This window comes from Collinsella sp. AF20-14LB (assembly GCF_003459505.1).
In the GTDB taxonomy this organism is placed as follows: Bacteria; Actinomycetota; Coriobacteriia; order Coriobacteriales; family Coriobacteriaceae; genus Collinsella.
Map to the genome: position 1 here is coordinate 43,320 of NZ_QRWD01000004.1, position 22,429 is coordinate 65,748.

Consider the following 22,429-nt stretch of genomic DNA (forward strand, 5'->3'; position numbering starts at 1 on the left):
CCCTGCAATTTGGACGCCCGTAGATGTTCCGAATCGTCTGCTTTTCCATACCAATATTCGTGCTAAAGTTTGAGCGCTTTGTTGCCAATTGATTTCGGGGAGTGGAATGGAACAGGAGCGCTCAGCTCAGCGTACACGCGAAAAGGCTTCGGTACCGATGACGGCGGCGTCCGATTTTGTCGTGCCCGAGGGCACCGATGAGCTCAGCCGCAGCACCCGCCGCGCATGGCGCGATCGCCTCAACGATGCCCAGACGCGCAAGATGGCCCTGGGCACGCTCGCCGCGTTTGCCGGCGGTACGTTTTGGGGTTTTTCTGGCACCAGTGCCAGCTACCTCTTTGACGTGTGCCATATCGAGACATTTTGGCTGATGAGCGTGCGCCAAGTTATCGCTGGCCTGCTCTTTATGTTCGTCGTGCTCAGAAAAGATCGCGACCGCCTGGTCAGGCTGTGGACCACCCCTGCCGATCGCAAGCAGCTCATCCTATTTACGATCTTTGGCCTGCTGTTCAACCAGCTTTGCTATCTGTCAGCCGTGCGCCTGACCAACGCGGGCGCCGCGACCGTCTTTCAGTGTCTGCAGCTGGTGGTCGTCATGGGGTATGCCTGCGTCACCGCGCATCGACTGCCGCGCACGCGCGAGGCGCTTGGCATTTTGCTCGCCTTAGGCGGAACGTTTTTAATTGCCACGGGCGGCGACCCTTGTACGCTCAGTATCTCGCCAATGGGCCTGCTCGCGGGCCTTTTGTGCGCAGTGGGCGGTGCCTGCATAGCAATCATCCCTGCCGGAATCCTCAACAAATACGGCAGCTCGGTCGTCACGGGCTCGGCCATGCTTTCGGCGGGAATCGTGATGAGCATCTTTACCCAGCCGTGTGCGCATATGCCGGCGCTCGGCCCCTCGGGTGTCGGCGCGCTCGCGATATTTATTGTGGTTGGGTCGTTCTTCGCCTATATGTTCTACATGCAGGGCGTTAAGGAGATTGGCTCGGTGCGCGCGAGTCTTCTTGGAACCATGGAGCCGGTTTCGGCCACCATCACCAGCGCCCTTATGCTGGGCACGGTGTTTTTGCCCACCGACCTGGCGGGTTTTGCCATGATTATCGCGATGGTGTTCCTGACGGTATAGCTCGCGCCACTGCCAAGACAGAAAAGGTGTTGTGCCACATTTTCGCCAATTGATGTCCGTGTCTGGAGTTTAGCTGTCGATGCCCAAAATGCCATAAACTAGTAACGTTATGGATTTTTTCATTGCGACTCAATTGCGAGGATTTCTTTATGGCTGGTAATCACTTTAAGGGCAGCGATAACGGCCGTCCTGCAGTTCCGCCGCGTCCGAACGGGGCTGGTAAGGCCGGCACGCCGGGCGGCGCTGGACAGGGCGGTTCCAGTAAGCGCGTGTCCCCGGGCGAGACGGCGATGTTTACCGCTCTGTACGAGCAGTCTCAAAAGGCGAAAAAGGCCGGCCGTGCAAGAGGGAATGTCTTTGCGGGCGGTGCAACCTCCGCGTCGCAGCCGAGCGGGGCTCCTTCGGTACCTGCGAACAACGCAGGTGCTGCCAACGCCGCAAATGCCGCCGGCAACGTTAATGCCGGCAAGGCCGCCAACAATACTCCCTCTGCCGGTGGCGCGGGGCTTACGGGTAACCTTGGCACGATTTACACCGGTGCCTCCGAGACTGGCACGTTCGCCCGCCTGGATGATAGCGGTGCCGAGTTTGCGGGCTCGGGTTCCAAGGAAGATTATTACGATTTTGGCTTGAACTACGGTAGCGACGCTTCGTCGAGTTCGACCTCTGACGGTCTGGTCCGTCATCGCCATCGCAAGGGCGAACGCAAAAAGCGTCACACCGGCGCCATTATTGCCGCTGTAGTCGCGGTGCTTCTCGTTGCGCTTGGCGCAAGCGGCTTTATGCTGCTTAACTCGGCAAAGACCGTAAAGAGTGAAGCGAAGGAGGCCGTCGAGATTGTCGGTGGCCTTAAGGACAAGGTTACGTCGGGCGATTTTTCGACGCTGCCTGACGACGCGAAGAAGATTGATGAGCTTTGCGACAGCATGAAGGCGGAGACCTCGAGCCCGCTGTGGACGGCGGCTTCGTTTATCCCGGTGTATGGCAGCGACATCAATGCGGCCCGCACCATGATCGACGCCCTGTCCGATGTCTCGAGCAATGCGCTGGTTCCCATGGCCGATAACCTTTCGCAGGCCACGCCCGGCAAGCTGTTTCAGGACGGCATGATTAACGTGTCCGCGCTGCAGGCGGTCGCCGATTCGCTTTCCAGCAGCTCGAAGGTGTTCAAGAGCGCCAACGAGAAGATCCAGGGCATTGGCGATACTCATATTTCCCAGGTGACCGAGCTGGTCGATAAGGCCAAGGACGGCTTTGCCACCCTCAACGGCGCGGTTGACGCGGCGGAGAAGGTCGCCCCCGTCCTTCCGCAGATGCTCGGCGCCAACGGCCAGACGCGCAACTACCTTGTGTACGCCATGAACAACGTCGAGATTCGTGCCTGCGGCGGCTTTGGCGGTTCGCAGGGCCTGATTTCGGTCACCGACGGCCAGATGTCGATTGGCGAGTTTGTTCCCCGCATTGGACTTAGCGAGGATGAGGCAGTCGAGAGCGTCGACGAAGAGGATGAGGCGCTGTTCGGCAACCACAGTAACCTGTACAACTCGGGCAATACCTATTCGCCTGATTGGCCCCGCAACTCGCAGCGTGTCGCAGCCCTGTGGAAATCTCAATATGGCCAGGACGTTGACGGCGTCGTGGGTATCGACCCGGTGTTCCTGCAGTATCTGCTGGGCCTGGTCGGTAACGTGTCGCTGCCCGACGGAACGGTTGTCGACGGCACCAACGCCGCAAGGGTCCTCATGCACGATGTGTACTGGAACTATCCGGTCGAGGAGTCGGACGGCATCTTTGCATCCGTCGCCAGCGCTGCCTTCGACAAGATCCTTGGCGGTATCGGCGATGTCGATGTTACGAAGCTTGTCAGCGCCGTTGAGCGCGGTGCCGAAGAGGGCCGCCTGATCGCGTGGATGAAAAACGATGACGAGCAGAACGCTATCAAGGAGATGAACATCGACGCCTCGCTGCCCGATCCGGATGACCCGAGTGAAGATCCCGTTGCTGGTGTCTACTTTAACAACCTGAGCTTCTCCAAGCTCGACTGGTACCTGAATGCCGATACGCAGATTGGCCAGGGCATCAAGAACGGTGACGGCACATGCTCGTATCGCATCACCGTTACCCTGACGAACATCATGACGCAGGAGGAGGCCGGCAAGCTGCCCGACTACGTCGCGGCGAGCGCGCCCGATGCCGCGCGCGACGACGAGCGTCTGAATGTCTCGTTGTTTGCCCCGACGGGCGGCAACATTACTGATCTGACCGTCGAGGGCACCCAGTTTGGTCTTGGCGCCGCTACGTGGCATGGAATCCCCTTCTATTCGGGCACCGTTGACCTGCATGCTGGCGAGACGACGACGATCACATATACGCTGACCACGTCAGCCGAGGCGGGGGACAAGCCGCTTACGCTGCGTCAGACTCCTACATGCCAGGCGGCTCGCGACAGCGCGTCGGCGTAGGGTTTTTCTGGTAGCGCAGATAATCGAGTACCATTTTGGGGCGGACAGGCAATCTGTTCGCCCCTATTTTGTAAGGAGAGCGCATGAAGTACTTTGGCACCGACGGCTTTCGCGGTGAGGCTAACGTTGGGCTGACGGTAGAGCACGCTTATAAGATTGGCCGTTTTGTGGGCTGGTATTACGGCGCCAACCGCGAGCGCAAGGCGCGCGTCATCGTGGGTAAGGACACGCGTCGCTCGAGTTATATGTTCGAGGCGGCGCTGGTGAGTGGCCTGGTCGCGAGCGGTGCGGACGCCTATATGCTGCACGTGATCCCCACACCGGGTGTAGCGCATCAGACCGTGGAAGGCTGCTTCGATTGCGGCATCATGATCAGCGCGAGCCACAACCCGTTTTGCGATAACGGCATTAAGCTCGTCAATAGCGACGGTTTTAAGATGGACGAGGACGTACTGGAGCTCATCGAGGACTATATCGATGGCAAGAGCGAGGTGCCGCTGGCTACGGGCAACCACATTGGCGCCACGGTGGACTACATGCAGGGCCGCAACCGCTACATTGCCTCGCTCATTGCAAGTGCGAACTTTTCGCTGCAGGGCGTTAAGATCGGTCTCGACTGCGCCAACGGCTCGGCGTCCTCGGTGGCCAAGCCGGTGTTCGACGCGCTGGGCGCCGACGTGCGTGTGATCAATGCCGCGCCCGACGGCTTTAACATCAACGTCGACTGCGGCTCCACGCATATGGAGCGCCTACAGCGCCATGTGGTGGAGCAGGGCCTGGACGTGGGCTTTGCCTACGACGGCGATGCCGACCGCTGCCTGGCCGTGGACGAGCGCGGCCGCGTGGTCGATGGCGACCAGATCCTGTACGTGTGCGGCGTGTATCTGAACAAGCACGGTCGCCTTTCGGGCGGTACCGTGGTGCCGACGATCGCCAGCAACTTTGGCCTGATCAAGTCGCTGGAGCTTGCCGGCCTGAGTGCCGTGACCAGCGGCGTGGGCGACCGTCACGTGTACGCCAAGATGCGCGAGGGCGGCTACAGCCTGGGCGGCGAGCAGACGGGCCATACGATCTTTGGCGATATCGAGCGCACGGGCGACGGCATTATGACCTCGCTGCGCGTGATGGAAGTGATTCGTGCCGAGCGCGAGACGCTCTCGCAGCTCACGGCTCCGTGCAAGCTGCTGCCGCAAGCGCAGGTTGCCGTGCGCGTAGCGGATAAGGACGCCGCGCTGGGCAACATGGGCGTGCAGGCCGCCATCGCCGAGGCCGAGGCCGCGCTGGCGGGCGAGGGCCGCGTGCTCGTCCGCAAGAGCGGAACCGAGTCGGTGATTCGCGTGCTGGCCGAAGCCCCCGACCAGGCAGCTGCCGACGCAGCCATGAAGCGCATCGCAAGTGCTTTGGAAGCTCTGTAAGGTAGCCATCGGGGACATTCTTAAACGACTAGGTGGAAAAGGGGCGCCGCGGATAGATCCTGCGGCGCCCCCTTCGTGTTGGTGTGTTGCTTAAGCTTTACAGCTCGTAGAGCGTGGTGAACTTGTCCTGCAGGTAGCTGCAGTAGTAGCGGGCATCGAATGCCATGCCGCAGGCGCCCTTGATGAGCTCCGGCGCGTCCTTGGCGCGGCCCCACTGCCAAATGTGCTCGCCCAGCCAAGCGCGGACGGGTGCCAAATCGCCGCTCGCACAGGCGCCGTTGAGGTCGACACCGTCGCGGCACATGGCCGGCACAAACATGGCATCGTAGGCGCTACCCAGCGCATACGTGGGGAAGTAGCCAAACGAGCCGCCGCTCCAGTGCGTATCCTGCAGGCAGCCGCGCGTGTCGTCGGGAACGGAAATGCCCAGGTACTCGTCCATAAAGCGGTTCCAAAGCGCAGGGATGTCCTTGGCCGTGGCCTCGCCGGCAAACAGCATGCGCTCAATCTGGTAGCGCACCATAATATGCAGCGGGTAGGTGAGCTCGTCGGCCTCGGTGCGGATCAGCGACGGCTGCGCGATGTTCACGGCGCGGTAGAGCGTGTCCTCGTCCACGTCGCCATAGACCTCGGGCGCGTGACGGCGCAGCACCTCGAGCAGCGGTCCCATAAAGGCGCGGCTGCGACCTACGGTGTTCTCAAAGAAGCGGCTCTGGCTCTCGTGGATGCCCATGGAGGTGCCGCCCTCCAGGCACGTGCGCGCATAGGCGGGATTGACGCCCAGCTCGTACATGGCGTGTCCCGCCTCGTGGATGATGCTGTAGACGTTGGAGATGCAATCGTCCTCGTAGATGTGCGTCGCGATGCGCGCATCACCCACGGCAAAGCCCTCGCTAAACGGGTGCTCGGTAAAGGCGAGCGTGGTGTCGTCCAAGTCTAGGCCGACGAGCTTTATAAGGTCGAAGCTCATGGCGCGCTGGGCAGACTCGGGCACGCGGGCATGCAAGAAGTCAGCGGCGGGCTGCTGGCCGCGCTCGCCGATGGCGTGCACGAGCGGCACGACCGTGGCCTTGACCTCGTCGCAAAACGCGTCAAAGCTCTGGGCGGAAAGGCCGCGCTCGTACTGGTCGAGCCAAACATCGTAGGGGTCGCGTTTGGGGTCCATGAGCTCGGCCTGATGCTTAAGCTGGCCGACGATTCTGTCCACATAGGGCTCAAAGCTTGCCCAGTCATTGGCCGTCTTGGCCTTGTGCCACACGGCGTCGGCCTCGCAGGTGAGCCTGGTCCAGGCCTCGGCCTCCTCGGTGGGAATGACGCTCGCCTCGCGCTGGTCGCGGCCGAGCACGCGAATCTCGTCGAGCAGTTGCGGGTCGTCGATTTTTCCGCCTGCGACCGTCTCACGCGCGAGAGAGCGCACGAGCTCAACAGACTTTTTGCTGGTCAGCAGCTTGTGATGCTCGCCGGCAAGCGTGCCCATAGCATCGGCGCGCGCTGCGGCGCCGTTGGCGGGGGCAATCGTCGCTCCATCGAACTCGGCAATCTTGAGCAGGTACTCGCGAGTCCACAGCTTGCCCTCGAGTTTGCGGAACTTTTTGACGGCCTTGTCGACTTTAGCAGCCTTGACGCCCTTGGCAGCCTTTGCCACGGCGGCCTTGGCCTTCTTATCGAGTTTCTTTCCCATACCGTATCCTTAATCTCGCAGGCCGAGCGCCGCAGGCGGGTGCACGGCCAGTTTGCACAGCTACCTGCCTTGTACCCAGCGCGAACAAAACGGAACGCGGCGATGTACACGCAGGATGTGGTATCCTATAGCCCAATGCGTTGACGGAGAGGGTTTTGCCCGCCGCGTCGCCGGCAAGAGAGGGAAGGTCATGGGCTGCAAGCCTTCCTGCGGTGGCAAGGGCCAAGCGTTCACTCCCGAGCAGCAACCTCAACGGGCGCGCGGCCACGCGGCGGCAAAGCCCCAGTAGGGAAGCCGTGAGCCTCGCGAAAAGGGGCAAAGAGTGGGCGCGGCGGGCCAGACATCCGCCGGGTCAAACAAGGTGGTACCGCGGAATTCAACCGTCCTTGGGCAATGCACATGCCCGAGGACGGTTTTTTGTTACCGAACCGGGCCGCACATTCGTAAGCATCGGGCGGTGCCAGCCGCCCCGGCAAGCGGATGCGCGAGAGACGAAAGGGAAGACATGAGTCTGATTGATGATCTGGTCAAACTCGAGGAAGAGGCCAAGGAGCTCGTCGCAGGCGCCGACGACGCCGAGAAGCTTGAGGCCGCGCGCGTTGAGCTGCTCGGCCGCAAGGGCCGCATCACCGGCCTGATGCGCATGATGGGCAAGCTCGCCCCTGAGGATCGTCCCGTCATGGGCAAGCGCGCCAACGAGATGCGCCAGCTGATCGAGGGCATGCTTGACGAGCGCACCACCGAGATGAAGGCCGCCGCCCTCAAGCACGCGCTCGAGCACGAGGCCGTCGACATCACGCTGCCGGGCGTCCGTCCGCAGATCGGTCACCAGCACCTGATCAAGCAGATCATCGAGGAGGCCGAGGACATCTTCTGCGGCATCGGCTACACCGTCGAGTCCGGCCCCATGGTCGACACCTCCTACTACAACTTCACCGCGCTCAACGCGCCCATGGATCACCCGAGCCGCTCGGCCCGCGACACGTTCTACGTGATCGACAACAACCCCGGCAGCGTCGCGCACCCCGAGGCTCACGCCCACGGTGAGTCCGACGTGCTGCTGCGCACCCAGACCTCGGGCGTGCAGATCCACACCATGGAGTCGCAGAGGCCGCCCATCTACATGATCTGCCCGGGCACCGTCTACCGTCCCGACACGGCCGATGCCTGCCACCTGCCGCAGTTCAACCAGATTGAGGGCCTGGTCGTCGACGAGGGCATCACCTTTGGCGACCTGAAGGGCACGCTCGACTACTTTGTTAAGTGCATGTTTGGCGAGGATCGCAAGACGCGTTACCGCCCGCATTTCTTCCCCTTCACTGAGCCCAGCTGCGAGGTGGACGTGAGCTGCCACGTGTGTGGCGGCAAGGGCTGCAACTTCTGCAAGCACAGCGGCTGGATCGAGATCCTGGGCTGTGGCATGGTCGACCCCAACGTGCTCATCAACTGCGGCATCGACCCCGAGAAGTACACCGGCTTCGCCTTTGGCATTGGCGCCGAGCGCGTCGCGGCCCTGCGCTACGACCTGCCCGACCTGCGAACTCTCATGACGGGCGATATGCGCTTCTTGAATCAGTTCTAGGCTGCGGCTTGCCCAAGCACGGCACCTCGGCCCTCATTCGTCGCTTGCGTACCAAAGTACGCGGCGCTCCTCTTTCGGGCCGATCTGCCGCACTTGGACAACCCTCGCTTTGTAAGGAATGTTCACAAAGTTGAAGTTTCCACCTGCATTTCTTCGCAGGCTTTCAGTATGAAAGGAGAGCTAGATGCGTGTTTCTTACGACTGGCTCAAGACCATGATCGATATTCCGGAGGATCCCAAGACCCTTTCGGACGAATATATCCGTACCGGCACCGAGGTCGAGGCGATCGACACCGTGGGCGAGTCCTTCGACCACGTGGTGACCGCCAAGGTGCTCACCAAGACCCCGCACCCCGATAGCGACCACATGTATGTGTGCTCGGTCGACGTGGGCGACAAGAACCTCGACGCCGACGGCAATCCCGCTCCGCTGCAGATCGTCTGCGGCGCACAGAACTTCGAGGCCGGCGACCACATCGTCACGGCCATGATCGGCGCCGTGCTTCCCGGCGACGTCAAGATCAAGAAGAGCAAGCTTCGCGGCGTCGTGTCCATGGGCATGAACTGCTCTGCGCGCGAGCTCGGCCTGGGCGGCGACCACTCCGGCATCATGATCCTGCCCGAGGACACGCCCTGCGGCATGCCGTTTGCCGAGTACATGGGCTCGAGCGACACCGTGCTCGACTGCGAGATCACGCCCAACCGCCCCGACTGCCTGTCCATGATCGGCATGGCCCGCGAGACCGGCGCCATCTTCGACCGCGATTTCCACGTTGAGCTGCCCGCCATCAAAACCGAGACCGGCCGCGCGACGGACGACGAGCTTTCGGTCGAGATCGCCGACGAGGGCCTGTGCGACCGCTACGTTGCCCGCATCGTGCGCAACGTGAAGGTCGGCCCGTCGCCCGACTGGATGGTCAAGCGCCTCAACGCCCTGGGCGTGCGCCCGCATAACAACATCGTCGACATCACCAACTACGTGATGATGCTCACCGGTCAGCCGCTGCACGCCTTTGACCTGTCCACCTTTGCCGAGCGCGAGGGCCGTCGCCGCGTGGTGGTTCGCGCTGCCCAGCAGGATGAGAAGTTCACGACCCTCGACGGCGAGGAGCGCACGCTCGACGCCGGCATGGGCCTTATCACCGACGGCGAGCGTCCCGTGGCGCTGGCCGGCGTCATGGGCGGCATGGATTCCGAGATCGAGGACGATACCGTCGACGTGATGGTCGAGAGCGCCTGCTTCAACGCCGGTCGCACCTCGCACACCAGCCGCGATCTGTCGCTGATCTCCGACGCCTCCATTCGCTTTGAGCGCCAGGTCGATGAGACCGGCTGCGTGGATGTCGCCAACGTTACCTGCGCGCTCATCGAGGAGATTGCCGGCGGCGAGGTTGCTCCCGGTTATGTCGACGTGTTCCCCGCGCCCAAGACCATCGACAGCATTAAGCTGCGCCTGGCCCGCGTGCACGCCATCTGCGGTGCTGACATCGAGCCCGACTTTATCGAGCGTTCGCTCACCCGTCTGGGCTGCACCGTCGAACGCGACGGTGAGGACTTTATGGTTACCCCGCCGAGCTTCCGCCCAGACCTGCCGCGCGAGATTGACCTGATCGAGGAGGTCCTGCGCCTATGGGGCATGGGCCGCGTGACGGCGACAATCCCGGCTGCCAAGAACCACATCGGCGGCCTGACCCGCGAGCAAAAGCTCACCCGCAAGGTCGGCGAGATCCTGCGCGCCTGCGGTCTTAACGAGACCACGACCTTTGGCTTTGCCGCCCCGGGCGACCTGGAGAAGATCGGCATGTCCACCGAGGGCCGCGGCTGCCCCGTGGTGCTCATGAACCCGCTGGTGGCCGAGCAGACCGAGATGCGCCGCTCGCTGTTGCCGGGCCTACTGCAGTCCGTTGCCTATAACGAGGCCCACGGCACGCCCAACGTGCACCTGTACGAGGTCGGCAGCCTGTTCCATGGTCGCGAGAATGCCAGCCTGCCCAAGGAGACCAAGTCCGTGGCGGGTGTGCTCTCGGGCCAGTGGAGCGAGCAGTCTTGGAACATGAAGTACCGCAAGCTGCGTTTCTTCTTTGGCAAGGGCATTGTCGAGGAGCTGCTCGCCCAGCTGCGCATCGAGAAGGTTCGCTTCCGTCCCGTCGAGGGCGAGGGCTATGCCTTTTTGCAGCCGGGTCGTGCGGCCGAGGTTCTGTCCGGCGGCACCGTGCTGGGTTGGGTCGGCGAGATCCACCCCGAGGCGCGCGAGGCCTGCGGCATCGACGAGGTTGTCGTTGCCTTTGAGCTTGACCTGGACAAGCTGATCAAGGGCGCCCGCAACCAGGAGAACTACCGCGAGTTCTCGCAGTACCCGGCCGTTGAGCACGACCTTGCCATTGTGGTCGACAATGCCGTGACCTGCGAGGATCTTGAGCGCCGTATTACCAGCGCCGGCGGCAAGCTGCTCGAGGGCGTGCGCCTGTTCGATGTCTACCGCGATCCGGTTCGTATCGGCAAGGGCAAGAAGTCCATGGCCTTTGCGCTCACGTATCGCTCGGACGACCACACGCTCACCAGCGAAGAGGTCGAGAAAGCGCACCAGAAGATTGTCACCAAGGTGTGCAAGGGCGTAAACGGCGAGGTCCGCGGCTAGGATCGCTTGCGTCTGTGACGAATGTATTGCAAAACGGCGCACTGCTTTGTTGGCAGTGCGCCGTTTGCTATGATAGCCGGCGGCGTGTTACGAACCTAGCAATACGTAACACTGGCAAGGTGATTCAAACGGCGCTGCGATCGCGTGCCGACAACCGGGAGGCGTATATGCACATTCCAGATAATTATCTGTCCCCGCAGACCGATGCCGTCATGGCGGTTGCGATGGTGCCCGTTTGGGTCCACTGCATCAAGAAGGTGCGCGCCACGCTCGATCGCGAGCACATGGCTTTTCTGGGCATCTGCGCCGCATTCTCTTTCTTGCTCATGATGTTTAACGTTCCGCTGCCCGGCGGCACCACAGGCCACGCCGTCGGCGGCGCACTCATCGCGCTGCTGCTGGGCCCCGAGGCCGCGGCTATCGCTGTCTCGGTCGCGCTGGCGCTGCAGGCGCTGCTGTTTGGCGACGGCGGCGTTCTGTCGTTTGGCGCCAACTGCTTTAACATGGCCTTTGTGCTGCCGTTTGTCGCTGCTATCGTGTTCCGTGCGCTCAACAGCCGTCTGCACGACAAGAGCTGGGGCACCTCGGTTTCTGCCATCGTGAGCGGTTGGTTCGGCCTGTGCCTGGCGGCCCTGTGCGCGGCAATCGAGTTTGGCATTCAGCCGATGCTCTTTACCAACGCTTCGGGCGCGCCGCTGTACTGCCCCTTCCCGCTGTCCGTGGCTATTCCGGCCATGTTGATCCCGCATATGCTGGTTGCCGGCGTGATCGAGGGCGTGGCGACGGCCGCCATCTACGGTTTCATTAAGAAGACGGCGCCGAGCATTATCGTCGGGCCCGAGGCCGTCGATGGCCAGCTTGCTGCCGATGGTACTGCCAAGAAGACTTCCCTGATTCCCACGCTCATTCTGGTCGCCGTGCTTGCCGCAGCCACGCCGCTGGGCCTGCTGGCCACGGGTGACGCATGGGGCGAGTGGGACGCCGAGGGCGCCGCGACTGCCGTTCAGGAGGCTGGTGACGACAGTCTGCAGGCTTCAGTCGGCCTCGACACCCCGACCTTTGCCGATGCCCTGCCCACGGGCGATTATCTGCAGGCCTATTCCGAGGAACAGGGCCTTGGCTTTGCCGGCCAGGCTGCGATGTATATTCTTTCGGGCGTGATTGGCGTGGCGGTGCTCACCATCGCATTCCGCCTGGTCTCGCTGACGGTCAAGGAAAGCGGTGCTCATGGCAATAGCCGAGCTGCCTAGCTGGCTTGCGGTCGAGCAGCGTTACGAGCCCGCGGGGGCTCGGCATCGTGTAATGCAAAAGAATGTCCTGCACCTGGCGAGCCTGCTTGAGCGGGTTCGCCTGGGTGGAGGCGCGAACGAGGGCGGGTCGATGGTCGACCGCGCCCTTTCTTGCGTTTCGGCTCCGGTGCGCCTGGTGGGGATGTTCGTCTGCGTTCTGTGCGTGTGCCTGACGCAGAGCCCGCTGTACCTCATGTTGATGGCGGCTATCGCGTTGGTGCTGGTCGCGGTGCGCCCTGTACGCGGGCTGCGCGCTACCTTTGTGCCGGCGTTGGCTGCCGCGGGGTTTGCCGTGGTTTTGGCGCTGCCTGCCCTGCTGCTGGGTGCTTCAGCCACGGGCGCCATGCTCAAGATTGCACTCAAGACGTTCATTAACGTGTCGCTGGTGCTGGGCGTTTCGTGGACGCTCACCTGGAGTCGCATGTCGGCGGCGCTTAAGATGCTGCGCCTGCCCGACGAGGTCATCTTTACCTTTGATATGGCACTCAAGCATATCGAGGTGCTGGGATGCACGGCGCACGATCTGTGCGAATCGGTCATGTTGCGCAGCGTTGGCCGTGCGCCTGAGGGATTTTCGCGTACCGATTCGATCGCGGGTATCATGGGCATGACCTTTATCAAGGCGATGGAGTGCAGCCACGCGATGGACGAGGCTATGCTCTGCCGCGGCTTTGCCGGTGCGTACCCGGCGCCCGGGCGGAGCGGCTTTGGCTGGCGCGATGCGGTTTATGCGGCCGTCGTGGTGCTGCTCGCCGTGTTGTGCGCGGTGCTGTAGCGCGGGCGGCCGAGCCGTCGATGTGGATAGGGAAGGGCGACGTTTTGGCAAACGATACGAATGGCGTGATGGGCGCGAACGGTGCTACTGGCGCCAAGAGCGTGCCGCTCATCGAGTTTCGCGACGTGGTGTTCTCCTATGCGGGGCATACGGTTGTCGATGGTGTGTCGCTGCAGGTCGATCGTGGTGAACTCGTTGCCCTACTCGGTCCCAACGGCTGCGGTAAGACGACGATTATGCGCCTTATCAACGGTCTTGAACTAGCGGACGCGGGCGCGTACCTGTTTGACGGGCACGTGATCGATGCGGCGTTTCTAAGGGATTCCGCGGCCGCTCAGCGGTTCCATCAGCGCGTGGGCTTTGTGTTCCAGAATGCCGACGCCCAGCTGTTCTGCGCTACGGTGGGCGAGGAAGTTGCTTTTGGCCCCGCGCAGATGGGGCTGCCGACAGACGAGCTCGAGCGCCGCGTCCGCGATGCCATGGAGCTGTTCCAGGTTGCCGATCTGGTCGATGCCTCGCCCTATCAGCTTTCGGGCGGGCAAAAGAAGCGCGTGGCGCTGGCGGCGATCGTGTCGATGAACCCCGATATCTTGGTGCTCGACGAGCCCACCAACGGTCTCGATGAGGACTCGTGCGACATCGTAGTCAACTTTTTGCTGGCCTACGTTGCTGCCGGTAAGACGGTTTTGATGAGTACGCACCATCAAGATTTGGTGCGCCGCTTGGGGGCCCGTGCCATCTATATCGATCGATATCACCATGTGGTCGAGGCGCCTTCGCCGTCGTATGGAACCGAGAGCGGTGCTGCGGAATAGTTGCTGCGTAGTAGGGTTGCGGCCGCGTGCGTGACTCGCCGTGAATGGTATAGTTATCCGGGTTTTTACGGGGGTGGCTATGCCAAGTTGGAATATTCATATCGCTCAGACGGAACGACTGCTGGCGCGTGCTGGCACGCTTGCCGATAAGGTGCGCGACCGCAATGCCTTTTTGTTTGGCAATGTAGTTCCGGACATTTTTGTGGGCTATATGGTTCCCGGTATTGCCGATCCCATTCCGTATCGCATTACACATTTTGCCAAGCCCGAGCCTATTCCTAAGCCGCGCGAGCACGAGTTCTGGGATACCTATGTGGCACCGTTGCTTAAAAGCTCGCCCACCGGTGCGCCGGCCGCGGCGACCTCGATTATCGAGGAACGCGAGCGACTGAACCGCGTACACTATCCCCAGCGCTACAAGGATGCCGAGCCGGTTGCCGGTCCCGGCGCCTGTGAGTTCTCGCTTGCGTCCGAAGATGTGGCGCAGTCGCTGCTCGATTTAACGCTGGGCGTCTGGTCGCATCTGGTGGCCGACACGGTATGGAACACGCGTGTGAACCAGTATCTGGAAGCACACGGCGGCAAGCCGTGCGAGGAGTTCCGCATTAAAAAGCAAGGCGACTTTGACTGGTTTGGCAAGACGCTGGGCATTGTTTCCATCCCGCGTGCGACCGATCGCCTGTATACCGCTGCGACGCGTTTTGGGCAGTATCCCATCCATAAGGAGTATGTGCTCAAGACCATCGGCGTCATGCACGAGATTGTACGCGAAAACCCCGGCGAGCCCGATCATCCGCCGTATCGCCTGCTAACCGAGGAGTTCTTCGACGCAACGTTTACCGAGGTCATCGAGCTGACCGAGGCGGGATTTGCGGCTCGCGTTGCTGCTTCTGACGTTCCCGCAGTCCCTCTGATCGCTAGCTGCTAGCCGGCCGGCTTAACGGTGAACAATTCATCCCAATTGACCAACAGCTCCCGTCGCAGGGCATCTTCGGCGGTACGCTCCTGATCGGTCTTTGGGATGTAGGGGAGTCCCGCCTTTTTATGAATGAGCTCGGCGATGCTATCAAAGCTCTTCTTGTCCTTGATCTGGTCGTAGGTAATTTGTATGACATCGTAGCCCATGCTGGTGAGCGCGGTGGTGCGCTCCGCATCGGAGAGGCTCGCGGCTTCGCCATCGTGGGCGGAACGGCCTTGGCATTCCAAGATGGCGCCCATGCTGTCGGTGTTGCTCTCTATGAGGATATCGGCGTAGCAGCAGGTTTTGTCATACAGTGAGCGCGCGGCGTCGCTGAGTGGGATGCGCACGTTGTTTGCGATGTTGATGCCCATGCCGCCCTCGTTGCGGGGGAGCGAAACAAGCATGGAGGTCTGTACTTCGAAGGGCGAGGCGGTCTGCCCCGTCATGTGCTCGGTCGCCCAGCGCAGTTGTTTAACGCCGCGCAGGCCTGCGGCCTGCTTGGCAAACGCGGCGATATCCGCCGCGCTGAGGAGCGGTGGGCGCTTCCACAAGTTGGTGCCATTGCCGTTGACATCGTTAACTCGCTCCCAGCCGCAGTTGGGTGGAATGAGCTTAAGCGAAATAGCTTCATCAAGTTGTTGTTGCGTTCGCTCGCAGGGCTTAAACACTGCAAAGGAGCCGCACATCTCGTAGCAAGCCATGAGTAGCTGGTTGCGGGAGACCTGCTTAGCAAGGCTGAGCAGCGTGAACTCCGGTGAAGTGACATCAAACCCATGTTCAGTCTGCCTAAACGACCCAGGAGGCGGCTCTTGGGTCAGGAGGTGCGATTTAAACAGGCTTCGCGACCCGGATTGTGCTCGAGTGAATACAAGCCTGTGAAGCGGTGCATGAAGCAGGTCTTTTACAACTGCATGACTTCCGAGGCCGCAACATCTGCGATCCATATTGCCAAGGCTAATGGCGGGGTAAAGCCCTAATACCTGCGGCGGGATACGGTGATAGTAAAAAGCGGATTGACCGCATAGCGTCAGGTCCATGATATCCTCCTGGTCGAAATGTGCTTTTGGACCGTGCGATGCCAGCGTCAATTCGGAAGTATGCGGCAAAATCTGAACCCTGTGAGCAGACCTGGCTTTTGAGGCCAGTTTATCAGGCATTTTGTTGCGAAAAAACGGGGTGTGCTCGGAGGTCTCAGAATTTGCCGCATACTTCCGAAAACGCGGTCGATCTGGCTCTTGCTAAAACGATTTAGCAGCGTCGGGTAAGGTGTGGTTTCGCCATCGGGCGAACACTTTTAGCGCTTGGGACTTTATTTTTGGGCCTCGAAAGGTGGATTTCGCGCTTTTGGTAAAGAAATGGGTGCGTGTTTTGCCGTGTGCCGGCATTGACACAGAAAAAGGGCCCGGAAGGCGAAGCCTTCCGGGCCCTTTGCAATGCAAACATGCTTGCAAGTACGACTTAACGCACCTGAGCGACGTAAGCGACGTTGGTCGAGGAGACCTTGTCCTCGAGCTGGACGCTCATGCGGGGATCGCCGGCGGTAGCGACGGTCAAATCGCCAGCCTCGACGTAGCCGAGCTCCTTAGCGGTCTCGATCGCCTTGACGATCGTGCCGTTGACGGTGCCCTGGGTAATCTCGGCCTGATGCGGGATAACGCCCCAGTACATGATCATCTGCTGGACGGCCCACTCGTGGCGGGAGAACGCGCAAATCGGCATGTTGGGACGGAAGTGCGAGATCAGGCGAGCGGTACGACCGGTGGTCGTCGGCACGGTGATGCACTTGGCGCCAACGGTGGTAGCCATGTTCACAGCGGACATACCCACAACGTTGTTGACGACGCGGGTGCCGTGAGCATCGGCCGGAACCTCGAGCGGAGCGTGGGCCGGGAGGTACTTCTCGGTCTCGAGAGCAATGCTGGCCTGCATCTTGACGGCCTCGACCGGGTACTTACCGGCAGCGGACTCGCCAGAGAGCATAACGGCGTCGGTGCCGTCGTAGATGGCGTTAGCAACGTCGGCAACCTCGGCGCGCGTCGGGCGCGGGTTCTGCTGCATGGAGTCGAGCATCTGCGTAGCAGTGATGACGGGCTTGTAGGCCGCGTTGCACTTGGCGATGATCTCCTTCTGGATGTGGGGAACGAGCTCGGGCTTGATCTCGATGCCCAGGTCGCCACGGGCGACCATGATGCCGTCGGAAGCCTCGAGGATCTCGTCGAAGTTCTCGACGCCCAGGGCGCACTCGATCTTCGGGAAGATCGTCACGTGCTCGCCGCCGTTCTCGCGGCAAAGCTTGCGGATGCCACGGACGGACTCGCCGTCACGGATGAAGGAAGCGGCGATGTAGTCGATGTTCTCGGTCAGGCCAAAGAGGATGTCCTGACGATCGCGCTCGGTGATGGCGGGCAGCGAGATGTTGACGTTGGGCATGTTGACGCCCTTGCGCTCGCCGATCAGGCCGTCATTCTTGACGACGCAGGTCATGTCCTGGCCGTCGACGGACTCGACCTCGAGGGCAACCAGGCCGTCATCGATCAGGATGAGGGAGCCCTTCTCGACCTCGGAGGGCAGAGCCAGGTAGTCGAGGGAGATGTGCTCAGCGGTGCCGTGGAAATCCTCGGACGTAGGCTGAGCGGTGACGACGATCTTATCGCCGGTCTTGACGGCAACCTTCTTGCCGTCGACCAGAAGGCCGGTGCGGACCTCGGGGCCCTTGGTGTCGAGCAGGATGCCGACGGGCAGACCGAGCTCCTTGGAAATACGGCGGACGCGCTCGATGCGACCGTGGTGCTCGTCGTAGGAGCCGTGCGAGAAGTTAAAACGGGCGACGTTCATGCCCGCCTTGATCATCTCGCGGATGGTCTCGTCGCTATCGCAGGCGGGACCCATGGTGCATACAATCTTAGTGCGCTTGTACATTCAGACCTCCATCTGACATCGTCTTGCGCTGATAGATAAACCATAAGAAATAAAACCGTGTTGATTATAACGAAATGCTGACCGAATACCCCATAAAATCGACCGTATGCCGAATTAGAAGTTCATTTTTTGCGGGATAAACGGTATATGAAAAAATTTACCAACCGCTCTAACCGCTGCTATCTGGGCGATATGTCAGTTTGGCGATGTGCCGAAGAAAAAACGTTTTACCAATGTTGAGCATCACACGGTCTGCACCGTTGCGTGCGGACCATATTTCCAAACCGATTGTTTTGGCTAGACGCGTCGCTTTGGGGTACCATAGCTCCACTATCAACTGCCGCTCAGCACGGCAGCCTTGATGAGCCCTTGCCCTTCTCCTGGGAATTATGATCGGGCATCAATCTGCTGAGTGGCCCGAATCCCAGGAGGGGACTCTATATGCAAAAGGAATACCTGTCCGCCGCGGCGGAGGTGCTCAGCGACCAAGGTGTCGATGAGCACCTCGGCCTGAGCAACGACGAGGCGTCTTCGCGCCTCGCCAAGACAGGCCCTAACAAGCTCGAGGAAGCCGAGAAGACACCGCTGTGGAAGCGTTTCTTTGAGCAGATGGCCGACCCCATGGTCATCATGCTGATCGTTGCCGCCGTCATCAGTGCGCTCACGGGCATGGTCAAGGGCGAGCCCGACTTTGCCGATGTTGCCATCATCATGTTCGTCGTTATCGTCAACTCGGTGCTGGGCGTGGTCCAGGAAGCCAAGAGCGAGGAGGCCCTCGAGGCCCTGCAGGAGATGAGTGCGGCGCAGTCCAAGGTGCTACGCGACGGCAAGCTCGTGCACCTGCCGAGCGCCGAGCTCGTGCCCGGCGACGTGATCATGCTCGAGGCGGGCGACTCCGTCCCGGCCGACTGCCGCGTGCTCGAGAGCGCCACGATGAAGATCGAAGAGGCCGCGCTCACCGGCGAGTCCGTGCCCGTCGAGAAGCATGCCAACGTGATCGAGCTCGCCGCCGGCACCGACGACGTGCCGCTCGGCGACCGTAAGAACATGTGCTATATGGGCTCCACCGTCGTGTACGGCCGTGGTCGCGCCGTCGTGGTCGGCACCGGCATGAACACCGAGATGGGCAAGATCGCCGGCGCCCTGGCCGAGGCCAAGGAAGAGCTCACGCCGCTGCAGGTGAAGCTCGCCGAGCTCAGCCGCATCCTCACCATCATGGTGATCGTCATCTGCGTCGTCATCTTTGGCGTTGACATCCTCCGCCACGGCGTGGGCAACGTCCTTACCGATCCGACTGCCCTGCTCGACACCTTTATGGTTGCCGTCTCGCTCGCCGTCGCCGCCATCCCCGAGGGCCTTGTTGCCGTCGTGACCATCGTCCTTTCGCTTGGCGTGACCAAGATGGCCAAGCGCCAGGCGATTATCCGCAAGCTCTCTGCTGTCGAGACCCTTGGCTGCACGCAGACCATCTGCTCCGACAAGACCGGTACCCTTACCCAAAACAAGATGACCGTCGTCAAGCACGAGCTCGCTGCGCCTAAGGAGAAGTTCCTGGCCGGTATGGCCCTTTGCTCCGATGCCCAGTGGGACGAGGAGCTGGGCGAGGCCGTGGGCGAGCCGACCGAGTGCGCGCTCGTCAACGACGCCGGCAAGGCTGGCCTCACCGGCCTGACTGCCGAGCATCCGCGCGTGGGCGAGGCCCCGTTCGACTCGGGCCGCAAGATGATGTCCGTGATCGTCGAGACGCTGGATGGCGAGTACGAGCAGTACACCAAGGGCGCGCCCGACGTGGTGATCGGCCTGTGCACCCATATTTACGAGGGCGAAAAGGTCGTCCCGCTGACCGAGGAGCGTCGCGCCGAGCTCGTGGCCGCCAACAAGGCCATGGCCGACGAGGCTCTGCGCGTGCTGGCGCTGGCAAGCCGCACCTACACCGAGGTTCCCGACGACTGCAGCCCCGCTGCGCTCGAGCATGACCTGGTCTTCTGTGGCCTGTCCGGCATGATCGACCCGGTCCGTCCCGAGGTGGCCGACGCTATCCACGAGGCGCACGACGCCGGTATCCGCACCGTCATGATCACGGGCGACCACATCGACACCGCCGTGGCCATCGCCAAGCAGCTGGGCATCGTCGCCGATCGCAGCCAGGCCATCACCGGTGCCGACCTCGATCGCATGAGCGACGAGGAACTCGACGCGCACATCGAGGACTACGGCGTGTACGCCCGCGTCCAGCCCGAGCACAAGACACGCATCGTCGAGGCCTGGAAGTCGCGCGACCAGATCGTAGCCATGACGGGCGACGGCGTCAACGACGCCCCGTCCATCAAGCGCGCCGACATTGGCGTTGGTATGGGCATCACCGGTACCGACGTCACCAAGAACGTCGCCGACATGGTACTTGCCGATGACAACTTCGCTACCATCATCGGCGCCTGCGAAGAGGGTCGTCGCATCTACGACAACATCCGCAAGGTCATCCAGTTCCTGCTTTCGGCCAACCTTGCCGAGGTGTTCTCGGTGTTTATCGCCACGCTCATCGGCTTTACCATCTTCCAGCCGGTGCAGCTGCTGTGGGTGAACCTGGTCACCGACTGCTTCCCCGCGCTCGCGCTGGGCATGGAGGATGCCGAGGGCGACATCATGAAGCGCAAGCCGCGCAACGCCAAGGACGGTGTCTTTGCCGGACATATGGGTCTGGACTGCGTGGTCCAGGGCCTAATCATCACCGCGCTGGTGCTGGCGAGCTTCTTTGTGGGCGTGTACTTTGACATGGGCTACATCCACATCGCCGATATGATCGCCGGCAATGCCGACGAGGAAGGCGTGATGATGGCGTTCATCACGCTCAACATGGTCGAGATTTTCCACTGCTTCAATATGCGCAGCCGTCGTGCGTCGCTGTTCACCATGAAGAAGCAGAACAAGTGGCTGTGGGCTTCCGCCGCGCTGGCACTGGTGCTGACGGTGATCGTGACCGTGCAGCCGACGCTTGCCGAGATGTTCTTTGGCCCCGTGACGCTTGAGCTCAAGGGCGTTGTCGCTGCCCTGGGCCTGGCCTTCCTGATCATCCCGCTGATGGAGATCTACAAGGCGATCATGCGCGCGGTCGAAAAGGAGTAGATTAACCTGCCCGGGCCCGCCCCACGCCCTTTCTCCCTCACTGGTCCTCGCGCTTCGCGCTGCGGGATCGTTCGGGAGAAAGGGCTTCCGGGGCGGGCCCTGCGGTGACTCCGCTGCCTTTCCTCGCGCGGATGATAAGGGCTGAGGGAAAGTTTGTGAGCTGGTCGGGCTTTGCCCGGCCAGCTCTTTTTGATTTAAAATACCTGCTCAGTTGTGATTTATGGTGCTGGGAGGCGCTTGTGGGCAAGGCTAAGGCTAAGGCGAAGAAAAAGACGACGGGGGCGCGGGCTAAGCGTGATCGTCGTCGGAAGCTCGCGACCGAGGCTCCCGCATCTGCTGAGGAGCTGCTGGCAAGCGTGCCGGGACTCGACGCGCTGCAGGACGTTCCGGCGTTCGATGACCTGCCGGTCGATGAAGCTCAGCAGACTGCCTTTGATGATTTCTGCGCACATGCCGAGGAGCCCGAGCAGATGCAGCTTGGCGCCGTGGTGCGCTTGGATCGCGGGTTTCCACTGGTGGCGACCGCCGACGATACCTTTCGCGCCGAGCATGCCGTGGGGTTTGCCAAGTCGCGCGGCGAGGACGAGGTCCTTCTGCCTGCCGTGGGCGACCGTGTGGCGGTGCGCCGCGCTCCCGGGCACGATATGGGTGTGATTGAGTGCGTGCTGCCGCGCCGTACGAGCTTTGAGCGTTGGCGCGGCCGAGCCCGCGGAGAGCGCCAGGTGCTCTGCTCCAACGTGGATAGCGTGCTAATCGTGCAGGCGCTCGGTGCCGGCGAGGTTCTGCTCGACCGCGTGGCGCGTTCGCTGGTATTGGCGCTCGACTGCGATGCCGAGCCGGTGGTGGTACTCACCAAAGCTGACCGCTGCGATGCCGAGGAGCTCGAGCGCGATCTGGACCGCGTGCGCCGCCTGGTGGGTCCGGACGTGCGCGTGATCGTGACGTCCTCTGCCGAGGGCCGCGGCCTGGACGAGGTCCGTGCCTGCGTGCCTGCCGGGAGCTGCGCCATGATTCTGGGCGAGTCGGGTGCCGGCAAGTCGACGCTGCTCAATGCGCTGCTGGGCCACGATACGTTGGCGACCGGCGGTGTGCGCGAACGCGACGACCAGGGCCGTCACACTACCGTCGCGCGCGTGATGGTGGCGCTGCCGGGCGACGCCGGCGTGATCGCCGATGCCCCGGGTCTGCGCAGTTTGCCGCTCGTGGGTCACGAGCGGGGTCTGGCACGCGCCTTCCCCGAGATTGTCGAGGCATCGCGTGCGTGCCGGTTTGGCGACTGCACGCATACCCACGAACCGGGTTGCGCCGTTCGCGAGGCCGAGGACGCCGGGCAGATCGACGGCCTGCGTCTGGAAACGTTCCAAAATCTGGCGTCATCCATGCGCGTGAGCGCTCAAATGCTCGATCCCGATGTCCATCTGTAATTGAATTTATCTATGACAGCCGTCTCCCAACTGTTCGGGAGACGGCTTTTTTGCTGCGGAAAAGCCTCGAAACATGCAGTTTGCTGACGTGCTGACCAAAACCTTGTCACGAGCTTGACGGGCTGTTCAGCTTTTGGTCAGCGATTGGTTTGACATTGAAAACCAAGATTGCGATTGCGCCGCTTTGCACTCTGACCGCCCAGACAATGGTGGTAC

Annotated in this window: 14 protein-coding genes; 11 read left to right on the plus strand and 3 right to left on the minus strand. The window is 61.8% G+C overall.

From position 1 onward, the window contains the following. Positions 1-106: 106 nt before the first annotated feature. The 3 genes from DWX63_RS02950 (at position 107) to glmM (ending at position 5,006) form a co-directional block, all read left to right on the plus strand. Positions 107-1,129 (plus strand): DMT family transporter, encoded by a 1,023-nt coding sequence (locus DWX63_RS02950; protein WP_199411075.1) that lies wholly within the window; start codon positions 107-109, stop codon positions 1,127-1,129. Between the two features lie 149 nt (positions 1,130-1,278). Continuing rightward, the gene (locus tag DWX63_RS02955) at positions 1,279-3,591 is read left to right on the plus strand and encodes a DUF4012 domain-containing protein (protein ID WP_117842774.1); all 2,313 of its coding nucleotides are present in this window, start codon (positions 1,279-1,281) and stop codon (positions 3,589-3,591) included. Between the two features lie 83 nt (positions 3,592-3,674). Further along, positions 3,675-5,006 carry a phosphoglucosamine mutase gene (glmM, locus tag DWX63_RS02960; RefSeq protein ID WP_117842775.1) on the plus strand — a complete coding sequence of 444 codons (1,332 nt, stop codon included), beginning with the start codon at positions 3,675-3,677 and terminating at the stop codon, positions 5,004-5,006. 97 nt (positions 5,007-5,103) lie between these two features. On the opposite strand, the gene DWX63_RS02965 is transcribed toward glmM, so the two are convergent. Next, on the minus strand, positions 5,104-6,687 hold the full coding sequence (locus DWX63_RS02965) for a carboxypeptidase M32 (RefSeq protein ID WP_117842776.1): 1,584 nt from the start codon (positions 6,685-6,687) through the stop codon (positions 5,104-5,106). A gap of 505 nt (positions 6,688-7,192) precedes the next feature. On the opposite strand from DWX63_RS02965, the gene pheS reads away from it, so the two are divergent. The 6 genes from pheS (at position 7,193) to DWX63_RS02995 (ending at position 14,714) form a co-directional block, all read left to right on the plus strand. After that, positions 7,193-8,269: a phenylalanine--tRNA ligase subunit alpha gene (gene pheS, locus DWX63_RS02970; RefSeq protein WP_117842777.1), complete on the plus strand. Its 1,077-nt coding sequence runs from the start codon at positions 7,193-7,195 to the stop codon at positions 8,267-8,269. Between the two features lie 184 nt (positions 8,270-8,453). Further along, the gene (pheT, locus tag DWX63_RS02975) at positions 8,454-10,907 is read left to right on the plus strand and encodes a phenylalanine--tRNA ligase subunit beta (protein WP_117842778.1); all 2,454 of its coding nucleotides are present in this window, start codon (positions 8,454-8,456) and stop codon (positions 10,905-10,907) included. Positions 10,908-11,074: 167 nt separating this feature from the next. After that, complete coding sequence (cbiM, locus tag DWX63_RS02980; RefSeq protein ID WP_117842779.1) at positions 11,075-12,157, plus strand: cobalt transporter CbiM; 1,083 nt, start codon at positions 11,075-11,077, stop codon at positions 12,155-12,157. Further along, the gene (locus DWX63_RS02985) at positions 12,135-12,971 is read left to right on the plus strand and encodes an energy-coupling factor transporter transmembrane protein EcfT (protein WP_117803613.1); all 837 of its coding nucleotides are present in this window, start codon (positions 12,135-12,137) and stop codon (positions 12,969-12,971) included. The genes cbiM and DWX63_RS02985 overlap by 23 nt, the downstream gene beginning before the upstream one ends. A 44-nt stretch (positions 12,972-13,015) precedes the next feature. Beyond that, positions 13,016-13,786, plus strand: coding sequence for an energy-coupling factor ABC transporter ATP-binding protein (locus DWX63_RS02990; RefSeq protein ID WP_233514443.1), 771 nt, complete (start codon positions 13,016-13,018; stop codon positions 13,784-13,786). 79 nt (positions 13,787-13,865) lie between these two features. Further along, complete coding sequence (locus DWX63_RS02995; RefSeq protein ID WP_117842781.1) at positions 13,866-14,714, plus strand: hypothetical protein; 849 nt, start codon at positions 13,866-13,868, stop codon at positions 14,712-14,714. On the opposite strand, the gene DWX63_RS03000 is transcribed toward DWX63_RS02995, so the two are convergent. Continuing rightward, positions 14,711-15,784 (minus strand): hypothetical protein, encoded by a 1,074-nt coding sequence (locus DWX63_RS03000; RefSeq protein WP_147336053.1) that lies wholly within the window; start codon positions 15,782-15,784, stop codon positions 14,711-14,713. The two genes, DWX63_RS02995 and DWX63_RS03000, sit on opposite strands and share 4 nt — an antisense overlap. Before the next feature lie 421 nt (positions 15,785-16,205). Then, on the minus strand, positions 16,206-17,666 hold the full coding sequence (gene pyk / locus DWX63_RS03005) for a pyruvate kinase (RefSeq protein ID WP_089572705.1): 1,461 nt from the start codon (positions 17,664-17,666) through the stop codon (positions 16,206-16,208). Positions 17,667-18,107: 441 nt separating this feature from the next. On the opposite strand from pyk, the gene DWX63_RS03010 reads away from it, so the two are divergent. Further along, positions 18,108-20,789, plus strand: a complete 2,682-nt coding sequence (locus DWX63_RS03010; protein WP_117842783.1) for a cation-translocating P-type ATPase — start codon at positions 18,108-18,110, stop codon at positions 20,787-20,789. A gap of 470 nt (positions 20,790-21,259) precedes the next feature. After that, positions 21,260-22,213: a ribosome small subunit-dependent GTPase A gene (gene rsgA, locus DWX63_RS03015; protein ID WP_199411077.1), complete on the plus strand. Its 954-nt coding sequence runs from the start codon at positions 21,260-21,262 to the stop codon at positions 22,211-22,213. Positions 22,214-22,429: the final 216 nt, after the last annotated feature.